Below are 18,023 nucleotides of genomic sequence, written 5' to 3'. Positions count from 1 at the left end.
AGATCCCTGCCATGGCTCTGATGGATTTCATCAAGAAACAGTTCATCGACGTCATCCACTGGACGGAAGACGACGACAGCGTACTGGTGTCGCGCTATCCGATGCAGGACATGGAGATCCAGTACGGCGCCCAGCTCACGGTGCGCGAGTCGCAAGCCGCGTTGTTCGTGAACGAAGGCCGCGTCGCGGATCTCTTCGCGCCGGGCCTCTACACGCTCAAGACGCAGACGCTGCCGATCCTGACGAACCTGCAGAACTGGGACAAGCTGTTCCAGTCGCCGTTCAAGAGCGACGTCTACTTCTTCAGTACGCGGCTCAAGCTCGATCGCAAGTGGGGCACGCCGCAGCCGGTGACCATCCGCGACAAGGACTTCGGCATCGTTCGCCTGCGTGCCTTTGGCCTTTATGGCTATCGCATCGTCGATCCGAAGCTGTTCCACACCGAAGTCAGCGGCACCCGCGAGCACTACACGGTGGACGACCTCGACGGCCAACTGCGCGGCACGATGGTGTCGTGCATGAGCGAGCTCTTCGGCGAGTCCGGCGTGGCCTTCCTCGACATGGCGGCCAACCTGTCGGAGTTCGGCGCGCAACTCAAGGCGCGCATGGAGCCGGCCTTCGCGAAGTTCGGCCTGGCGCTCGACAACTTCGTGGTCGAGAGCGTGTCGCTGCCGGAAGAGCTGCAGAAGGTGCTCGACCAGCGCATCGGCATGAACATGGTGGGTGACCTCAACAAGTTCACCCAGTACCAGACCGCCAACGCGATCCCGATTGCCGCGGGCAATGAAGGCGGTATCGCTGGCGCGGGTGCGGGCCTTGGTGCCGGCATTGCGATGGGGCAGGCAATGGCGGGCGCCTTCACGCAAGCTACGCAGGGTGCGGCGCCGGCCGCTGCACCCGCGGCGGCACCGGCTCAGTCGGCGGAGGATGTCGTGGCCTTGCTGGAAAAGCTCCATGGCCTGATGGAGAAGGGCATCCTTACCGCCGAAGAGTTTGCGGCGAAGAAGGCCGAACTGCTCGGCAAGCTCTCCTGAGCGCCGTGTGACGTGGATGCTTGCCGTGCATGCACGCGCTGCCGGCAAGCTCGCTGACCTGCACGCATGCCCGTCAACGTAATTTGCCCCTCCTGCGGCGCCGCTGTGCGCTTCCAGTCCGCCGCCTCGGCGCTGGCGGTGTGCGCGTACTGCCGTGCGACGCTCGCACGCGATGGCGACACGCTGAAGAATCTTGGCCGCATGGCCGAGCTGTTGCCGGACGACAGCCCGGTCCAGATCGGCACGCAGGGGCGTTGGGGCGGTACCGGCTTCGGCGTGGTGGGCCGGCTGCAGTTGCGCTACGACGCCGGCTTCTGGAACGAATGGCACATCCTGTTCGACGACGGCAGGTTCGGCTGGATGTCGGAATCAGGCGGGCAGTGGACGGTCACACTGCCGCATCCTTCGCGACCGGAATTCCCGCCGTTTGAGGCGATCCGCCCTGGCGCGCGGGTGCAGATCGCCGGCAAGGTGTTCGAGGTCAGCAACAAGGAGGAGGCTGTCTGCCTTTCCGGCGAGGGCGAGCTGCCCTTCGTTGTCGGGGCCGGCTACATCGCGCCGGTGATCGATCTGCGCGGGCCGGATGATGCGTTTGCGACGATCGACTATTCGTCCGACCCGGCCACCGTGTATGTCGGCGCCTCGGTGGACCGCGCTGCGCTCAAGCTCGCGAATACGCGCGACCGCGCCAGCGAGGCGCTGGTGGCGACGCCGGCACGGAAGGCTGAAGCGATTGCCTGCCCGTCCTGCGGTGCGCCGTGGTCGCTGCATGATCAGAGCGTGCTGGCGGTGGCGTGCACCAGTTGCGGTGCCTTGTCGGATGTGGATGGCAAGGTCGCCAAGGTGCGCGACGCTGCGCGTTCCAGCTCGCGCGTGGTGCCGCCGCTCGCGCTGGGCAGCAAGGGCAAGCTCGACGGCGTCGAGTGGGAAGCCATCGGCTTCATGCGCAAAGGCGTGCCGCATGAGGTCGGCACCTGGGACGAGTACCTGCTGTACGACGGCAAGGGTGGATTCGCCTGGCTTGTCTCTGAGCGTGGTCACTGGAACTTCGTGCGCCAGATCGACAAGCTGCCGGTGCAAAACGTGGGCGGCGATCGACCGGAATACACGCTTGGTGGCTCGCGCTACCGCCACTTTGCCGATTACCGCGCCGAGGTGATTTCGGTGTTGGGCGAGTTCACCTGGCGGGTGCGACTGGGTGACAAGGTGCAGGTGCGCGACTTCATTGCACCGCCCAACGTACTGTCCTGCGAGCAGACCGACAACGAATGGACCTGGTCCGCGGGCCGCTACCTGTCGCCAGACGAAGTCACCGCGGCGTTTGCGCTCAAGCGCCCCTTGATGCGCGCCTCGGGTGTGAATGCCTGTCAGCCCAACCCGCATGCTGTGACGCGCTGGCCGGTGCTGGGCTTGTTCCTGGTGTTCGCGCTGGTGGCGTGGATTGTGCACGGCGTGTTCACGGGCGGGTCGTCGGCGGTGTTTCATCAGACGAGACTCGAACTGCAGCCGGGCCAGGAAACCTCGCTGACCTCAGAGCCCTTCCGGATTCCGTCGGACCAGCGGCGTGTCGAGGTGGATCACTTCGCGCCGGTGTCGAACACCTGGGCGGGGGTAGAGGTCGAGTTGGTGAATCGTGGCTCGGGCGAGCACTTCGCTGCGGCCAACGAGATCTCGTACTACTCTGGCTACGATTCGGACGGCTCGTGGTCAGAGGGCGGGCAGAGCGGTAGCGCGGTGTTCTATCAAGTGCCGGCGGGTGAGTACCACCTCGTGGTGCGCGGCGAGTTGCCGGCCGATGCGTCGCAGTTGTTGACCGATCAGGTCACGCTGCGGGTGGCGCCGCCGCCGTTCTCCAACCTCGCCAGTTGCTGGTTGCTGCTGCTGTGTTTTCCCTTGTTTGCCTTCGTGCGTAGCTACAGCTTCGAGGTGGCGCGCTGGAGCGAGAGTGACCATCCGATGACCAGCAGTTCGGAGGACGACGACTGATGATCAAGCTCTTCTCGGTCACCGCACTGCTCGCGATTTCGCTGCTCGGCTGGATGGATTCGCGCGGCTATGGCCTGTTCGACGAGCGCGGTACCTCTTCGAGCGCCCGCTCCAGCGGCGGGCGCCTCTATCACAAGTAAGCAGGAGCCCCAATCATGGAACTGTTCTTCAACGCGCGGCCGCTGCTCGGCTCCATCGTCTATTCGATCCTCGGCGTGGTGGTGTTCTGGGTGTCCTTCATCATCGTCGACAAGATCACGCCCTACGACCTGTGGCGCGAGATCGTGAAGGAGCGCAACCTGCCGCTTGCGATCATCGTCGCCGCGATGTGCCTTGGCATTGCGATCATCGTGGCCGCGGCGATTCACGGTTAGTCGCGAGCACCGCCTCGCTTCCGCCGCCTCGCGCGGCGGAAGTGCCACACCACGTCATAGACCCCCTTGGCGGGCGCCAGCTTGATTGGCTGCGTCGCGCATTCAGATGAGCTCACTTCGCACACAGCGTCACGCGCTGCTCGTTTCCGTCTTCATTGTCGCGTCCTGCGGATTGGCCTACGAGTTGGTCGCCGGGGCGCTGTCCTCCTACCTGCTGGGCGATTCGGTGACGCAGTTCTCCACCGTGATCGGCACCTATCTGTTCGCGATGGGCGTGGGTTCCTGGCTGTCGAAGTACGTCGAGCGCAATCTGGTGCTGCGCTTCATCCAGCTCGAACTGCTGGTGGGGCTCGTCGGTGGTTTCACGCCCGCAGCCTTGTTCGGCATCTTCGCGCTGGAGGCAGCACCCTTTCGCGTGATGCTCTACTGCGCGGTGCTGGCGGTCGGCGTTCTGGTGGGGCTGGAGATTCCGCTGGTGATGCGCATCCTGCGGCGCGAGCTGTCCTTACGCGATCTGGTGTCTCAGGTGCTGACGGTGGACTACCTGGGCGCGCTCGCGGTGTCGATCGCGTTTCCGCTGTTGCTCGCACCGCACCTCGGGCTGGTACGCACTGGACTCCTGTTCGGTCTACTCAACGCGGCGGTCGCGCTGTGGGCCGTAGCGGTCTTCCGCGCGCAGTTGCCGCAGGCTCGGCTGGTCGTGGTGCAGTGCGCGGTGACGCTGGCGGTGATCGCGGCTGGCTTCGGCTTCGCCGGGCGCTTTACCGGCTGGGCCGAACAGCAGATGTACCAGGATCCGATCCTCTACACCCGCACCACGCCGTACCAGCGCATCGTGCTGACGCGCTGGAAGGACGATCTGCGCCTGTTTCTGAACAACAACCTGCAGTTCTCGTCGGCGGACGAGTACCGCTACCACGAGGCACTGGTGCATCCGGGCCTCGCGAGCTTGCCGTGGGCGCGCCGCGTGCTGGTGCTGGGCGGCGGCGACGGCCTTGCCGTGCGTGAGATCCTCAAGTACCCGCAGATCGAACATGTCACGCTGGTGGATCTCGACCCGGGCATGACTTCGCTGTTCCGCGATGCCCCGGCGCTTCGGGCGCTCAACGGTAACGCCTTCCATTCGCCCAAGGTGCAGGTCATCAACACCGACGCCGGGCGCTGGCTGGAGGATTCACGCGAGCGTTTCGATTTCGTCGTGGTGGATTTTCCCGACCCGTCCAACTTCGCCGTCGGCAAGCTCTACACCACAGCGTTCTACCGGCTGCTCGCGCGCCACGTGGTGCCCGAGGGGCGCGCGGTGATCCAGGCGACCAGCCCGTTCTACGCACGCAAGGCCTACTGGACGGTGGTCGCGACGCTGGAGGAGGCGGGCTTTCAGACCGCGCCCTACCATGCACTGGTGCCTTCCTTCGGTGAGTGGGGCTACATCCTCGCCGGCCGTGTGCCTTACGAGCCGCCCGCCACGCTGCCGGTGCCAACGCGTTTTCTCGACGGGGGCACGCTGGCCGCGATGTTCAACTTCTCGCGCGATATGGATCGCGTTGCGGCGGAACCGAATCACCTGAACAGCCAGAACCTCGTGCGGACGTTCGAAGACGAGTGGCGGCACGCGATCCGCTGACGAAGGTCTGAATAAGTGGCTGCGACGGCGCATCGCGGCGTTGTGGCGTGCTCGCTCCCGCGCCTATCCATTTGATATGTCTTGGTCGCTGCGCCTTGCGCTGCATCCGTCTCGCTAACCTCTTCCGACCTTCCCCAAGCGCAGGCCGGTGTCAGTGCCGGCGTTCGCCCGAGTCGCTGCCCCGTATCCACGGATCGTTCGGCAGGAAGGGGTTGCGCGGCGGTAGCGCCGCGGTGCAGCGGTCATGCAGTTTCAGCAGCGCGCGCAGTGCCGGCTCCGGGAAACCCTGGCGGCCGCAGCGGGTATCGGTGATCAGGCTGTCGAGGTAGTCCAGCGCGGTGAACGGTTCGCGCCAGATCAGCGCGAGCTGGTTCGCGACATGTGGAAACGTGTCGGCGAGCAGATTGGCGTTCGGGTCACGCGACTCGGCGAGCCAGCGTTCGGCGAGCGCACTCAAGTGGATCCGCGGGTCGCTGCTGTGGTCGTAGCCCGCCTTGCGAACGCCGGGCACGGCGTGCCGCAGATCGGCGTCGAGCGACGCACGGGCGTCGTCGTGCGTCACGTTTTCAAACGGCATGATGTGCATCGCCCCCTCCACCTTGTGTGACTGGTGGACAAAGTATGGACAACGCAGGCCTACCTTGCCGGGCGATTGATGCGTCGTCGCTTCGTCGGCGCGCTGCGTTCGCGTGGCGCTGCCGCCCGCCGCGATGGGCTGGTGCGATGGTTTTGAGGGTGTATATTCATACACCTTTTGCCTTCGGGTCATCCCATGTCAGCCCTTGCCCAAGCCCCTGCCACGTTTGCCGCGCGCCTCAACCCCGAGCAGAAGGCGGCCGTCGAGTACGCCGACGCCGCGCCGCTGCTGGTAATCGCCGGCGCCGGCTCGGGCAAGACCAACACGCTGGCCCACCGCGTGGCGCACCTGGTGCTGGGTGGGGCAGACCCGGCCAGCATCCTGCTGCTCACCTTCTCGCGGCGGGCGGCAGTGGAGATGACGCGCCGCGTCGAGCGCATTCTCGGTAGCGCCAGCGATGACCCGGCGCTGGCGCGCGCGGCCTTGAGCTGGGCAGGCACGTTTCACGGCATTGGCGCGCGCCTGTTGCGCGAATACGCGGAAAGGATCGGCCTCGGGCCCGCCTTCACGATTCATGATCGCGAAGACTCCGGCGATCTGATGAATCTGGTGCGGCACGAGCAGGGCCTGTCGGCGAAGGAAAAGCGCTTCCCGACCAAGCAGACCTGCCTCGCGATCTACTCCCGCGTGGTGAATACCGGGGCTCCGCTGGCCGATGTGCTGCGCGATGCCTTCCCCTGGTGTGCGATGTGGGAAGACGATCTGAAGAAGCTGTTTGGCGCTTACGTCGCTGCCAAGCAGCGGCAGGACGTGCTCGACTACGACGATCTGCTGCTCTACTGGGCGCACATGGCGGCGGAGCCAACGCTCGCTGCCGAGCTTGGCCAGCGCTTCGCGCATGTGCTGGTGGATGAGTATCAGGACACCAACCGGCTGCAGGCCTCGATCCTGCGCGCGCTCAAACCGGATGGTCGTGGCCTTACGGTGGTCGGGGACGATGCGCAGTCCATCTACGCCTTCCGTGGCGCAACGGTGCGCAACATCCTCGACTTCCCCGGCGAGTTTGCGCAGCCAGCGACGGTGGTGACGCTGGAGCGTAACTACCGCTCGACACAGCCGATCCTTGCTGCGTCGAACGCGGTGATCGGGCTCGCCGCCGAGCGCTTCACGAAGAACCTGTGGAGCGAGCGCAGCGCAAGCCAGCGTCCGCAGCTGGTCACCGTGCGCGACGAGGCGGACCAGGCGCGCTACGTGGCCGCCCAGGTGCTGGCGCGTCGCGAAGAAGGCGTGGCGTTGAAGAAGCAGGCGGTGCTGTTCCGCGCCGCGCATCACAGTGCGCCGCTCGAGATCGAACTCACGCGCCGCAACATCCCGTTCGTGAAGTTCGGCGGCCTCAAGTTCCTCGAAGCGGCGCATGTGAAGGACATGCTGGCGGTGCTGCGCTGGGCCGAGAACCCGCGCGACCGCGTCGCGGGCTTTCGCGCCGTACAACTGATGCCGGGCATCGGCCCGAAGAGCGCGGCACGCATCGTCGATCTGGTTGAGGCGGCGAACGACCCGGTGGCGGCGCTGGCGGATTTCGCGCCACCCTCGTCGGCGGGCGAGGCCTGGGCGGCACTCCCCGCGCTGCTGGGCGACCTGCGCTTGCGCGCCGCCTGGCCGGCCGATCTCGAACGTGTGCGCCGCTGGTATGCGCCGCACCTGGAGCGCAAGTACGAGGACGCTGCGATCCGCGAGGCCGATCTGCTGCAGATGGAGCGCATCGCCGCGAGCTACCCGAATCGCGAACGCTTCCTGACCGAACTGACGCTCGATCCGCCGGACGCGACCAGCGACGAATCCGGCGTACCGCTGCTTGACGAGGATTACCTGATCCTGTCGACGATCCATTCGGCGAAGGGGCAGGAGTGGGAGTCGGTCTACCTGCTCAACACAGTGGACGGCTGCATTCCGTCAGACCTAGCGACCGGCAGCAGCGCAGAGATCGAAGAGGAACGCCGCCTGCTCTACGTGGCGATGACGCGCGCGAAGGACGCGCTGCATCTGCTCACGCCACAGCGCTTCTACGTGACGCAGCAGAGCGGCGGCGGCGACCGTCATGTGTATGCCCAGCGCACCCGCTTCATCCCGACTTCGGTGCTGGAGCACTTCGAGCAGGCCGTGTGGCCAGTGGCCGGAAGCAATGCGGCGGGGGCTGTTACGCCGCCGCCGCAAGCGGTGGTCGATATCGCCGCGAAGCTGCGCGGCATGTGGGGTTAGGGTTTAGCGGCTGATCCGCAGCGAGGGTTCGGCGTCGCCAGCCGAGACGCTGCTGGCCACCAGCGGGTCGCCACCCAACTGTGGCAAGCCCAGCGCATGGGCAACGAACACGGCTTCGAGCGCCACGATGACGAGTGGCAGTGCGAGGCCGGAGACATTCGTGAGCTGTGCGCGCAGCGCGAGCCGCATCCGCTCGCCGCGGCCGAGGCGGTGTTCGCCCGGCATGTCCAGCAGCGCGAGGCGCTGATCGTTGCGCGACGGGGTTTCCAGGTTGCGCAGAGTGTCGGCATGGCGCAGCCGGAATTCATCGAGGATATGCGACGAAATCGCGCCGGGGCCGACGTCTTCGCACACCTTCTCGAATTCGCGCGCCAGCTCGCGCAGGCGATCGCCACACTCGAGCAGCACGCGGGCGCGCAGCGCATGGTTGGCCGAAGCGACCAGCACCACGCAAACCAGCACCGAAACGCCGAGGAAGATCTGCAACAGATTCAGCACGTTGGGCGCCAGTGCAAGCCGCACGCCGGCGTTCTGCAGCAGCGGGATCAGGATCAGGCCGAGCGACAGCGCGATCAGCGTTGCCAGCCACGCGCGCCCCTGGCGCTGCAGGCGCAGCCCGGCGTGCGAGCGGCTGCGGGCGGAAGTGCGGATGGCGAGCAACTGGCGCTGCGCAGAATTCGCGCTCAGTTCGTCGGCGCCGGAAACCCAGTCTGAAAAACTCGTTTGCATGCTTGCGTCAAAGCCTCTGCCAGTAAGCACGGCGCGCGGGCGCTGTGCGGGTTCTAGGGAGCGACGGGCATTGCCGGTCGTGGGCCGGTGGGCCGCACGGCAATGCTGCGCGCATTGAACCCCAAATCGTGGGCGGCCGATAGGGCCGCGCGTCACGAAAGACTCAGCGCAGTGCCTCCGGGGGGGCGGCGCTGGTCTCCGGCGTCACGCGCGGGAATTCGAGCGTGAAGGTGGTGCCGCTGCCGGGCGTGCTGGCGACGTCGATGGTGCCCGCCAGCACCTCCTGCACGATATTGCGCACGATGTAGAGACCCAGGCCGCTGCCGCCCGTGCCGAGGCGGGTGGTGAAGAAGGGCTCGAAGATGCGGTCCATCACGGCGGCGCTCATGCCCACGCCGTTGTCGCTCACGCTCAGCTGCAGGCCGTCGTCAGCAAGCGGCGACACGATCAGATGAATTTCGCCGCGTTCGCGGCCTTCGAAGGCGTGGGTCAGCGCGTTGAGCACCAGGTTGTCGACCACCTGTGCGATCGCGCCCGGGAAACTGTCCATCACGAGGCCTTCGGGCACACGCGCATCGAGCGTTACGCCGCGGCGCGCGAGCGTCGGGCTGAGCAGGCCGACGATGTCGCCGAGCTTGTTGTTCAGATCGAATACCAGGCGACGGTCGCTCGATTGATCGACAGCCACCTCCTTGAACTTGCGGATCGTGCCGGCCGCGCGATCGAGGCCGCGCCGCAGCAGATGCACCGCCTCGCGCACGTAGGCCGTGAAGTCGCTCAGGTCGACGCGGCGGATCTTCCCCTCGGCCACTGCTGCGTCGAATCGCTCGATTTCCTCGTTCAATGCACTCGCGGCCGTCACGCAGTTGCCGATCGGCGTATTGAGTTCATGCGCCACACCGGCGACCAGGCTGCCGAGCGAGGCTAGGCGCTCGGCCCGCAGCAGGTCTTTCTGTGCGTGGCGCAGGCGTTCCTCCGCCTGCCGTTGGCGCGTAATGTTCCGGCCCACGCCGCGATAGCCAAGGAAGCGCCCGCGGGCGTCGTACTGCGGCGCGCCGGACAGTACCAGGTAGCGCAGCTGCAAATCGTCCGCGGTGAGCCGCAGTACTTCCTCGGAGAACACCTCGCGGCGCTGCATGGCCGCTTCGATCGCGTGGGCGTGCGTGGCTTCGTCGGCATGCAGGGGGAGCGCGGACACCACGCGGCCGAGCCAGCGCGTCGTATCGATGCCGGACGCTGCGAGATCCTTGCCAACGATTTCGCTGAAACGCAGTTCTGCATCCATCTGCCAGTAGCAGTCGGACGACAACTCGGTCAGCTCGCGGAAGCGTGCTTCCTTGTCCCGCAGCGCACGGATCAGCGGTTGAACGATGCGGCGGAGCGCCCAGCCCGCGACGAGGACAATGCCCAGCACGACGGGCAGGATCCGGTGCCACTGGTGGCGCACCGGTTCATAGAACTCGTCGGCATCCATCGTGATCAGCATCGCGAGGCCGTTGCCGGCGATGCCCATACCCATGCCCACCGGCCCGATCGGGCCATACACCAGCGTGACCGGCCGACCTTGCTCGTCCTGGCTGAAAAGCGGATCCCATGTGGGGCTGGTGTGGCCTGCCAGCGCATCCTCTACCGATGCCGTCATCTTCGCGCCGGGTGGCGGCGTGCGCAGGGATTCGCCGCTGCCCGAGAGGAAGCAGCGGATGCGCTGCGCGTTCTCGCCGCACAGGGCCATCACGCCGGTGCGGCCGAGATCGTAGGTGTCGCTGACGAGTTGTTCCCAGGCGGGCACCGACTGCTCGATCAGCAACTCGCCGACGACGCCTTCTCCAAGCAACTCAAGCTGCAGGCGCATCAGGGCGAACGGCACGCCCTGTTCCCACTTCACTTCAAGCTGAACCTTGCCGCGCGTGTCGCTCCAGATGGCATCCGCCGATGACAGCGTGCCCCGTTCGGCGAGTACTTCGCCGCGCTTACCGCGCGCGCTGAACGCCCGCACCACCCGGAATGGCAACTGCTCCTGAATGCGCTGGAACAGCTGACGCCGGATCTTCTCGTCCGTACTGCGTTGTGCCTGTAAGGCGAGGTGGCCGATCTCCTGATCCTTCAGCAGCGCGTTGGCGTCGTAGAACTGCCTTTCGGTGGCGAAGAAGAAGACCTGCTCGCGGTTCCGCGCCGTCATGCGTTGCTGCTGGTAGAGCGAGCGCTCGATCTGGGTCTCCAGCGCCACGAGCGTGACCAGTGTGGTCACGAACGCCACCGCGATGAGAAAACCAACGCCGATGCGCGCCACGCGAACGTCCTCGCTGCGCGCGGCGGGGCGATGCGCACGGCAGTGGGCGAACAGCCGCAAGCCGAGCAGCAGCAACCCAATTGATACGGCCGGCGGCGGCGAAGCAAGGGCCACCAGGCCGTAGATCAGGGGCAGCGACAGCGATGTCCAGATCAGCGCGGCGAGCGCCGTCGCGCAGATCGCCCAAGCCAACGCCTCGGCCATGCCGCGTGTGATGCGGTCGGCGCGCAGGCTCAGCCCGATATAGCCGGCCGCCCAGATCAGGATCAGGGCGCCGAAGGCCGCCGGCGTATCGGCCGGCCACAGCGCGGCAACGCCGCCCGCTTCGGGCGCGCGAACCGCGCCCAACAGCGGCAGGCCGACCAGCACGGCGATCAGCCCGATCAGGGCGAGCACCGGTTGCCGCCGCTCGCCGCCGCCTCGCAGCGTAAGGGTGATAAGCAGCGCAATGCCGCCCGCAACGGGATGCAGCCACTGTTCGCTGGCAGGTGGTCGAGCTACGGCGCCGCTGGTGCTCAAGAGCGCCGCCGCGCCGTAAGCGACCAGCAGCAGCGCGGTCGGCACACGGGATTTCTTCATTGTCCGTTCTAGTTCTGTCGTCGCTGCGGGGCGAAGCCTCGTGTGGGCGGGGGGCGGCGAAGTGCCGCCCCCGGCGGTTCCGACGTTCGATGCCTATGTGACGGCCGGCGGGGCGCCGACTTGAGCGCTACACACGAATTTCACAATTTCTCGGCCTTGCTGCGTTTGCCCGAACGCGCGCACCAAACGAGCGGGGCTTTTCAGGCCGATGCTTGCGTTGCAACGCTCGCCGAGCACCTTGGGCATCCATTGCTTAAGAACCGATCGCTGCACGGCTTGGCGGGGCGCGCGGAGGTTGCCTGCGTCTGCGACGCCGGCGATCGATCGATATGGCTCCGATCGTCGGTTCCGGCAGTGCGTTGGTATGCCAAGTCGCCATTTGCCCCAGACCTTTGACGCGTTTGTCACCACCAAGCTCTGGCGAGGCAGCAGCCACGTCGGCCTGCACATTGTGCACAACGTCGTGAGCTCGGTGTTGGGGGGCGACATCGTCGCCAAATCGGTCGAGGGGGGCGGTCCCACCTTCCGCGTCGGCTTGCCCCTCACCGCCACCAGCCTGCTCGCGCCGCCGTCTTAAGGACTCTGCTGCGCTGGCCGGACAGGCTATTGGCCGCCAAGGTAAAGCGGCGTGCGCGGAGCGCTGCGAAGATCGCGTCATTCTGTTTGGTTCAGGAGCCTGCATGAGCACCAACTCAACGCTGACCGCCAGCGCAATCCATCAAACCGTTCTCAATGAATTTCGCAGCCGCGGCCGGATGCTGCGTGATCGCTATTCAGGCGCGCCCTTGACGTCAGAGGACGTAACCCGCGCCATCGCAGAGGTCGAGCATCAAATCCACGAAGCGGGTGTTAACTGCCGACGCCGCCTTGCTCGCCGGCTACGTGCGCTCGAGGGGCGGTCGCTTGCTGTCGGCGAGCAGGTCGAGCTGGTTGAGGCGCTCAAGTTCGCGGCCGCACGTGCCCGCAGTAACGCTAACTACGAGTTGTCCATGGCGGCCGGGCTAAGCCGCCCGAACACGGTGCGGACGGCGGCGCGCAGCAGGCTGTCGCCAGCAAGGGCGGCATAGCCGCGTCATCTGGCAGCGTTTGGCGTGCGTCTCGGCGCGCGCGTTGCCGCCGGTTTTTTGAAGGTCGCGACTTGAAAAGGGGGGAGGTCGCACCTATTATTAGCACTCGTCAGGGGTGAGTGCTAACAGCATGGCGCGCAAACGCACCCCGCCGCTACCGTTTTTTCGGGGCCGGTTCGCCGGCCCGATTCATTGAACGTACTACGTACGAGGAGTGACCTGATGAAGATCCGTCCTTTGCACGACCGTGTGATCGTCAAGCGCATCGAAGCCGAGCGCACCACCGCATCCGGCATCGTGATCCCTGATTCCGCAGGCGAGAAGCCGGACCAGGGCGAAGTCGTCGCAGTTGGCCCGGGCAAGTTCCTGGACAACGGTGAAGTGCGCAAGGTTGATCTGAAGGTTGGCGACCGCGTGCTGTTCGGCAAGTACGCCGGCCAGACCGTCAAGGTCGATGGCCAGGAAGTCCTGGTCATGCGTGAAGAAGACATCCTGGGCGTGGTCGAGGCCTGAGCCTCCCGTTCCCCGGTCTGAAATTCCAGAGTATTCAGGAGCTACACAATGCCCGCTAAGCAAGTTCTGTTCGGCGACGACGCACGCGTCAAGATCGTCAATGGCGTCAACATCCTGGCCAACGCGGTCAAGGTCACCCTCGGCCCGAAGGGTCGCAACGTGGTGCTGGAGCGCTCGTTCGGCGCCCCGACCGTGACCAAGGACGGCGTCTCCGTCGCCAAGGAAATCGAGCTGAAGGACAAGTTCGAGAACATGGGCGCACAGATGGTCAAGGAAGTTGCTTCCAAGACCTCGGACAACGCCGGTGACGGCACCACCACCGCGACCGTGCTGGCCCAGGCCATCGTTCGCGAAGGCATGAAGCTGGTCGTGTCGGGCCACAACCCGATGGACCTGAAGCGCGGTATCGACAAGGCTGTCACCGCCCTGGTCGCCGAAGTGAAGAAGGCCGCCAAGCCGACCACCACCTCGAAGGAAATCGCCCAGGTCGGTTCGATCTCGGCCAACTCCGACAGCTCGATCGGCGACATCATCGCCAGCGCGATGGACAAGGTCGGCAAGGCCGGCGTGATCACCGTCGAAGACGGCAAGTCGCTCGACAACGAGCTGGATGTCGTTGAAGGCATGCAGTTCGACCGCGGCTACCTGTCGCCGTACTTCATCAACAACCAGGAGCGTCAGATCGCCGCTCTGGACAACCCCTTCGTGCTGCTGTTCGACAAGAAGATCTCGAACATCCGCGACCTGCTGCCGGTGCTGGAGCAAGTGGCGAAGGCCGGCCGTCCGCTGCTGATCATCGCTGAAGACGTCGAAGGCGAAGCCCTGGCGACCCTGGTGGTGAACAACATCCGCGGCATCCTGAAGACCGTTGCCGTCAAGGCCCCGGGCTTCGGCGACCGTCGCAAGGCCATGCTCGAAGACATCGCCATCCTGACCGGCGGCACCGTGATCGCCGAGGAAGTTGGCCTGACGCTCGAGAAGGCTACCCTGGCTGACCTGGGCCAAGCCAAGCGCATCGAAGTCGAGAAGGAAAACACCACCATCATCGACGGCAACGGCAAGGCTGAAGCGATCCAGGCTCGTGTGGCCCAGATCGACGCCCTGATCGAAACCGCGACCAGCGACTACGACAAGGAAAAGCTGCAAGAGCGCAAGGCCAAGCTGGCCGGCGGTGTTGCGGTGATCAAGGTCGGTGCTGCGACCGAAGTCGAAATGAAGGAAAAGAAGGCCCGTGTCGAAGACGCGCTGCACGCTACCCGTGCCGCCGTTGAAGAAGGCGTGGTTGCCGGTGGTGGCGTTGCCCTGCTGCGCGCCCGCGCTGCGGTTGGCGCCATCAAGGGCGACAACGCCGACCAGGACGCCGGCATCAAGATCGTGCTGCGCGCGATCGAAGAGCCGCTGCGCCAGATCGTTGCGAACGCCGGCGACGAGCCGTCGGTCGTGATCGCCAAGGTGCTGGAAGGTTCGGGCAACTACGGCTACAACGCTTCGAACGGCACCTATGGTGACCTGGTCGAGCTGGGCGTGCTGGATCCGGCCAAGGTGACCCGCACCGCGCTGCAGAACGCCGCTTCGGTCGCTTCGCTGATCCTGACCACCGACGCGATGGTTGCCGAACTGCCGGAAGACAAGCCGGCCGGCGGCATGCCTGGCGGCATGGGCGGCATGGGCGGCATGGACATGGGCATGTAATTGTCCCGGTTCATCCGAACGGCTGAATGAAGAAACCCCGCTCCGGCGGGGTTTCTTTTTTGGGGGCGCCGTTTGCGGCGGGCTCAGGCGGGCGGTGCGAGCAGGCGATCGAGTTCGGCTTGCATGGCAGCCGCCACCACTTCACCTTTGGACTTGCGCGCTGCGGCGAGGAATTGGTCGCGGATCGCAGCGTAGTCGGCGAGCGTTTCGGCCTTCTCGACCTGCAGTTGCAGCATGAAACCGCGCAGCCCCAGCGTTTCGCGGATATGCAGGTTGAAATAGGCGTACAGCGCGCGGCGCTGCTCCTGCTCGTCGGCGGGCGCCGCCTGCGCCACATCTTCACCGGCTGCGGCGGGGATTTCGGTGTCTGGCGCGTCGGGCGACGCTTCGATTGCAACAGGCGGGGCGTTGGCCTCGGCCCCGGTACCCGCGATCAGCCCGTGGCCGATCAGTTCGCGGAAGCTGTCCTCGGTGACCCCGATTGTCTGCAGTGTATCGAGCAGTTCGCCTGCACGGTGCTTGCCGTCGATCAGCACGAGCAGGGAGCGCACGCGCGGATGCAGGCGGATCTGACGCGCGGTGATCTCCTGCGCGCCGGCCTCAGTCTTGAAGAAGACGGTATCTCTCATGTTGTCTCTCTCGCTGGCGCACATCGTTGTATGCGCCTCTTTCTTTTCTTACTGTGCTTGCTTCTGCGGCCCGGCGCAATGCCGCGCCGCGACGGCGTCGAAACGGCTTAACGCGGCGTTGTTGCGGGAATACGACAAATGCAATCCGCTGGCGTATGGCCGCAATGATCGATGAAGGGTATGCGTTTTGCAAATTCCGGGGTTGCTGAACCATGCGCGACAAGGCTTTGGTGCTGATGAGAACGGCTCGCACAAACAGCCGCAGGGAGCCCGCCGCGATTTGCCTCTTGATTTGCGGGCACGCAACAGTAATATCGAAAACGGCTGCCCTCACGTGGCCAAACATTCCTGAGGCCCCGTGCGTTTCGTGCGGGGCTTTTTTTCGCCCTTCCGGCGCCCCGCAGGTGCTGTGACGCCTCAAGGGGGGTGGGTGCTAAACTGCCGTTCGCAGCGCGCTGGCGTCCTGCCAGTGCGGCTCCCGGGGCATCCCATGAGAATCCTGCTCGCTGAAGACGACGAGATCATTGCCGATGCGCTGATTCGCGCGCTCAAACGCGGCGGCTTCGCGGTCGATCATGTGCCAACCGGCAGCGAGGCCGATGCCGCGCTCGCCAGCCAGTCATACGACCTGGTGGTGCTTGACCTGGGCCTGCCAAAACTTCCGGGCATCGAAGTGCTCAAGCGCCTGCGTGGGCGCAAATCGACCACGCCGGTTCTGATTCTCACCGCACAGGATGCGATCGAAGAGCGTGTGCGCGGGCTCGATGCCGGTGCTGACGACTACATGACCAAGCCCTTCGCGCTGCCCGAACTCGAAGCGCGCGCCCGCGCGCTGACGCGGCGGGGCACCGGGCAGGGGCGCTGCATCACGCTCGGGGCGCTGTCCTACGACCAGGCGGACCGCGTCGTTATGGTGGGTGGCCAGGTTGTGGAGCTCTCCGCGCGCGAGATCGGCGTGCTGGAAACGCTGTTGCTGCGCGCCGGGCGCCTGGTGAGCAAGGAGCAGCTGGTCGACCATCTGTGCGGATGGGGCGAGGAGGTCTCGCACAACGCGATCGAGGTCTACGTCCATCGCCTGCGCAAGAAGCTGGAGCCGTCGGGCCTGAAGATCGCCACGGTGCGCGGGCTCGGTTACTGCCTTGAAAAGCCGGATGCGGCTACCTAGATGGCCCGGCTCCGCGTCGTCCAAGGGCGGCGCGGGAGGGCGACGCCCGCCGTATTCCCTGTTCGGCGAGATCCTCGACTGGATGCTCGCGCCGCTGCTGTTCCTGTGGCCCATCTCGATCATCGCTACCCACCATGTCGCGCAGGGCATTGCCGACAAACCATACGATCGGGCCTTGGAAGCGAACGTCGCCGCCATTGCAAGGCTGATGCAGGTCGACGCGATGGGGCGGGTGACGGTGAACTTCCCGGCGCCGGCGCGCGCACTGCTGCGTGCCGACGAAGAAGATGCGATCTACTACCAGGTGATCGGCCCGCGCGGCGAACTGGTCGTGGGGGATGTCGAACTACCGCCGCCACCACCTGAGCCGGCGGAGGACGACGAACACCCCGCGCGCGCCCTTCATTTCGCCGACCTCGAAATTGCGGGCGAGGATGTGCGCATCGCGCGCCGCCGCTTTTTGCTGCCGGACGGTAAGGGCGAGGCGATTGTGCAGGTCGCTGAAACGCGCAACAAGCGCGAGGCGCTCGCCTCACGCATCGTCACCGGCGTGCTGTTGCCGCAGTTTCTTGTGATTCCGGCGACGGTGGTGCTGGTGTGGCTGGGCCTCACGCGCGGGATTGCGCCGCTCAACCGGCTGCAGGCGCTGATTCGCCGGCGCCGCCCGGCCGATCTTTCGCCGATCGAGCCTGCAAGCGTGCCGGAGGAAGTGCGGCCCTTGATCATCGCGTTCAACGACATGATGCAGCGCCTCGACGAGAACCTGCAGGCTCAGCAACGCTTTGTGGCCGACGCGGCACATCAGATGCGCACGCCGCTTGCCGGGCTGAAGATGCAGACCGAACTGGCCTTGTCCGAACACGATCCCGAGGCGCTGCGCGACTCCCTGCAACGCATTCACACCGGCGCTGAGCGTGCCGCGCACTTGATCAACCAGCTGCTCGCGCTGGCCCGCGCCGAGGCGAGTTCACACGGCCGCAGCGGCCTCGAGCGGATCGACCTGGAGCAGCTGGTGCGCGAAGTGGCAACCGAGTTCGTGCCGCGCGCCCTGCACAAGGGCGTCGATCTGGGCGTCGAGACGACCGGCTGGCCGCTTGCGGTGGACGGTATGCCGGTGTTGCTGCGCGAGATGCTGAAGAACCTGATCGACAACGCGATCAAATACACGCCGCGGGGCGGCCATGTCACGGTGTTCTCGGCCTACGATGCAGCGCGCCCGCGTGTTGCGCTGCTCGGGGTGCAGGACGACGGTGTTGGCATCCCCGAGGAGGATCGCGAACGCGTCTTCGAGCGCTTCTACCGCGTGTTGGGCAGCGGCGTGGAAGGCAGCGGGTTAGGGCTGCCGATCGTGCGCGAGATTGCCGATCTGCACGCCGCGACGATTCGCCTCGAACACGGCCCGGGCGGCGTCGGCACCCGATTCCTGATCGAATTTCCACGCGCCGGCGAACCTGTCGGGCCGCGTCCGCAAGCCATGGGCGAATGACCGCCGTTCTGCGTAAACC

At 65.8% G+C, this 18,023-nt stretch carries 16 protein-coding genes; 12 read left to right on the top strand and 4 right to left on the bottom strand.

Annotated features, from left to right (window positions below; genetic code table 11):
* Positions 1-11 precede the first annotated feature (11 nt).
* From JY500_RS17740 to JY500_RS17720, 5 genes are all read left to right on the top strand, one after another.
* Positions 12-1,034: an SPFH domain-containing protein gene (locus JY500_RS17740; RefSeq protein WP_206254009.1), complete on the top strand. Its 1,023-nt coding sequence runs from the start codon at positions 12-14 to the stop codon at positions 1,032-1,034.
* A gap of 66 nt (positions 1,035-1,100) precedes the next feature.
* A complete protein-coding gene (locus JY500_RS17735; RefSeq protein WP_206254008.1) occupies positions 1,101-3,020 on the top strand; it encodes a DUF4178 domain-containing protein in 1,920 nt (639 codons plus the stop codon).
* On the top strand, positions 3,020-3,160 hold the full coding sequence (locus JY500_RS17730; RefSeq protein ID WP_172203191.1) for a hypothetical protein: 141 nt from the start codon (positions 3,020-3,022) through the stop codon (positions 3,158-3,160). Before JY500_RS17735 ends, JY500_RS17730 begins: the two co-directional genes overlap by 1 nt.
* Before the next feature lie 15 nt (positions 3,161-3,175).
* Positions 3,176-3,394 carry a DUF350 domain-containing protein gene (locus JY500_RS17725; protein WP_172203190.1) on the top strand — a complete coding sequence of 73 codons (219 nt, stop codon included), beginning with the start codon at positions 3,176-3,178 and terminating at the stop codon, positions 3,392-3,394.
* Positions 3,395-3,500: 106 nt separating this feature from the next.
* On the top strand, positions 3,501-5,018 hold the full coding sequence (locus tag JY500_RS17720; RefSeq protein ID WP_172203189.1) for a polyamine aminopropyltransferase: 1,518 nt from the start codon (positions 3,501-3,503) through the stop codon (positions 5,016-5,018).
* A gap of 151 nt (positions 5,019-5,169) precedes the next feature.
* On the opposite strand, the gene JY500_RS17715 is transcribed toward JY500_RS17720, so the two are convergent.
* The gene (locus tag JY500_RS17715; protein WP_172203188.1) at positions 5,170-5,604 is read right to left on the bottom strand and encodes a hypothetical protein; all 435 of its coding nucleotides are present in this window, start codon (positions 5,602-5,604) and stop codon (positions 5,170-5,172) included.
* Positions 5,605-5,790: 186 nt separating this feature from the next.
* Between JY500_RS17715 and JY500_RS17710 the strand changes: the two genes are divergently transcribed.
* Positions 5,791-7,854 carry an ATP-dependent helicase gene (locus JY500_RS17710; protein ID WP_206254007.1) on the top strand — a complete coding sequence of 688 codons (2,064 nt, stop codon included), beginning with the start codon at positions 5,791-5,793 and terminating at the stop codon, positions 7,852-7,854.
* Between the two features lie 3 nt (positions 7,855-7,857).
* On the opposite strand, the gene JY500_RS17705 is transcribed toward JY500_RS17710, so the two are convergent.
* A complete protein-coding gene (locus JY500_RS17705) occupies positions 7,858-8,583 on the bottom strand; it encodes an SLATT domain-containing protein (protein WP_206254006.1) in 726 nt (241 codons plus the stop codon).
* Positions 8,584-8,746: 163 nt separating this feature from the next.
* Positions 8,747-11,452: a sensor histidine kinase gene (locus JY500_RS17700; RefSeq protein ID WP_206254005.1), complete on the bottom strand. Its 2,706-nt coding sequence runs from the start codon at positions 11,450-11,452 to the stop codon at positions 8,747-8,749.
* A 364-nt stretch (positions 11,453-11,816) separates the two neighbouring features.
* On the opposite strand from JY500_RS17700, the gene JY500_RS17695 reads away from it, so the two are divergent.
* From JY500_RS17695 to groL, 4 genes are all read left to right on the top strand, one after another.
* Positions 11,817-12,029, top strand: coding sequence for a HAMP domain-containing histidine kinase (locus JY500_RS17695; RefSeq protein WP_206254004.1), 213 nt, complete (start codon positions 11,817-11,819; stop codon positions 12,027-12,029).
* Positions 12,030-12,132: 103 nt separating this feature from the next.
* Entirely contained in the window at positions 12,133-12,519 is a 387-nt protein-coding gene (locus JY500_RS17690; RefSeq protein WP_206254003.1) for a hypothetical protein, read from the top strand.
* A gap of 222 nt (positions 12,520-12,741) precedes the next feature.
* Positions 12,742-13,032 (top strand): co-chaperone GroES, encoded by a 291-nt coding sequence (locus tag JY500_RS17685; RefSeq protein ID WP_172204934.1) that lies wholly within the window; start codon positions 12,742-12,744, stop codon positions 13,030-13,032.
* A gap of 48 nt (positions 13,033-13,080) precedes the next feature.
* Positions 13,081-14,724 carry a chaperonin GroEL gene (gene groL, locus JY500_RS17680; RefSeq protein WP_172204931.1) on the top strand — a complete coding sequence of 548 codons (1,644 nt, stop codon included), beginning with the start codon at positions 13,081-13,083 and terminating at the stop codon, positions 14,722-14,724.
* 83 nt (positions 14,725-14,807) lie between these two features.
* Here groL and JY500_RS17675 read toward each other — a convergent pair whose 3' ends face one another.
* Positions 14,808-15,353, bottom strand: coding sequence for a hypothetical protein (locus tag JY500_RS17675; protein WP_172204928.1), 546 nt, complete (start codon positions 15,351-15,353; stop codon positions 14,808-14,810).
* Between the two features lie 490 nt (positions 15,354-15,843).
* Here JY500_RS17675 and JY500_RS17670 point away from each other — a divergent pair, with 490 nt between their 5' ends.
* Together JY500_RS17670 and JY500_RS17665 are read left to right on the top strand one after the other, a co-directional pair.
* Entirely contained in the window at positions 15,844-16,518 is a 675-nt protein-coding gene (locus tag JY500_RS17670) for a response regulator (RefSeq protein WP_206254002.1), read from the top strand.
* Positions 16,505-18,004: a sensor histidine kinase gene (locus JY500_RS17665; protein ID WP_206256533.1), complete on the top strand. Its 1,500-nt coding sequence runs from the start codon at positions 16,505-16,507 to the stop codon at positions 18,002-18,004. Before JY500_RS17670 ends, JY500_RS17665 begins: the two co-directional genes overlap by 14 nt.
* Positions 18,005-18,023 lie beyond the last annotated feature (19 nt).

Origin of the sequence: Niveibacterium microcysteis (assembly GCF_017161445.1) — a bacterium.
GTDB lineage: Bacteria > Pseudomonadota > Gammaproteobacteria > Burkholderiales > Rhodocyclaceae > Niveibacterium > Niveibacterium microcysteis.
Note: the sequence above shows the minus strand (reverse complement) of the source record. Positions and strands in the feature narration are given on the sequence as shown.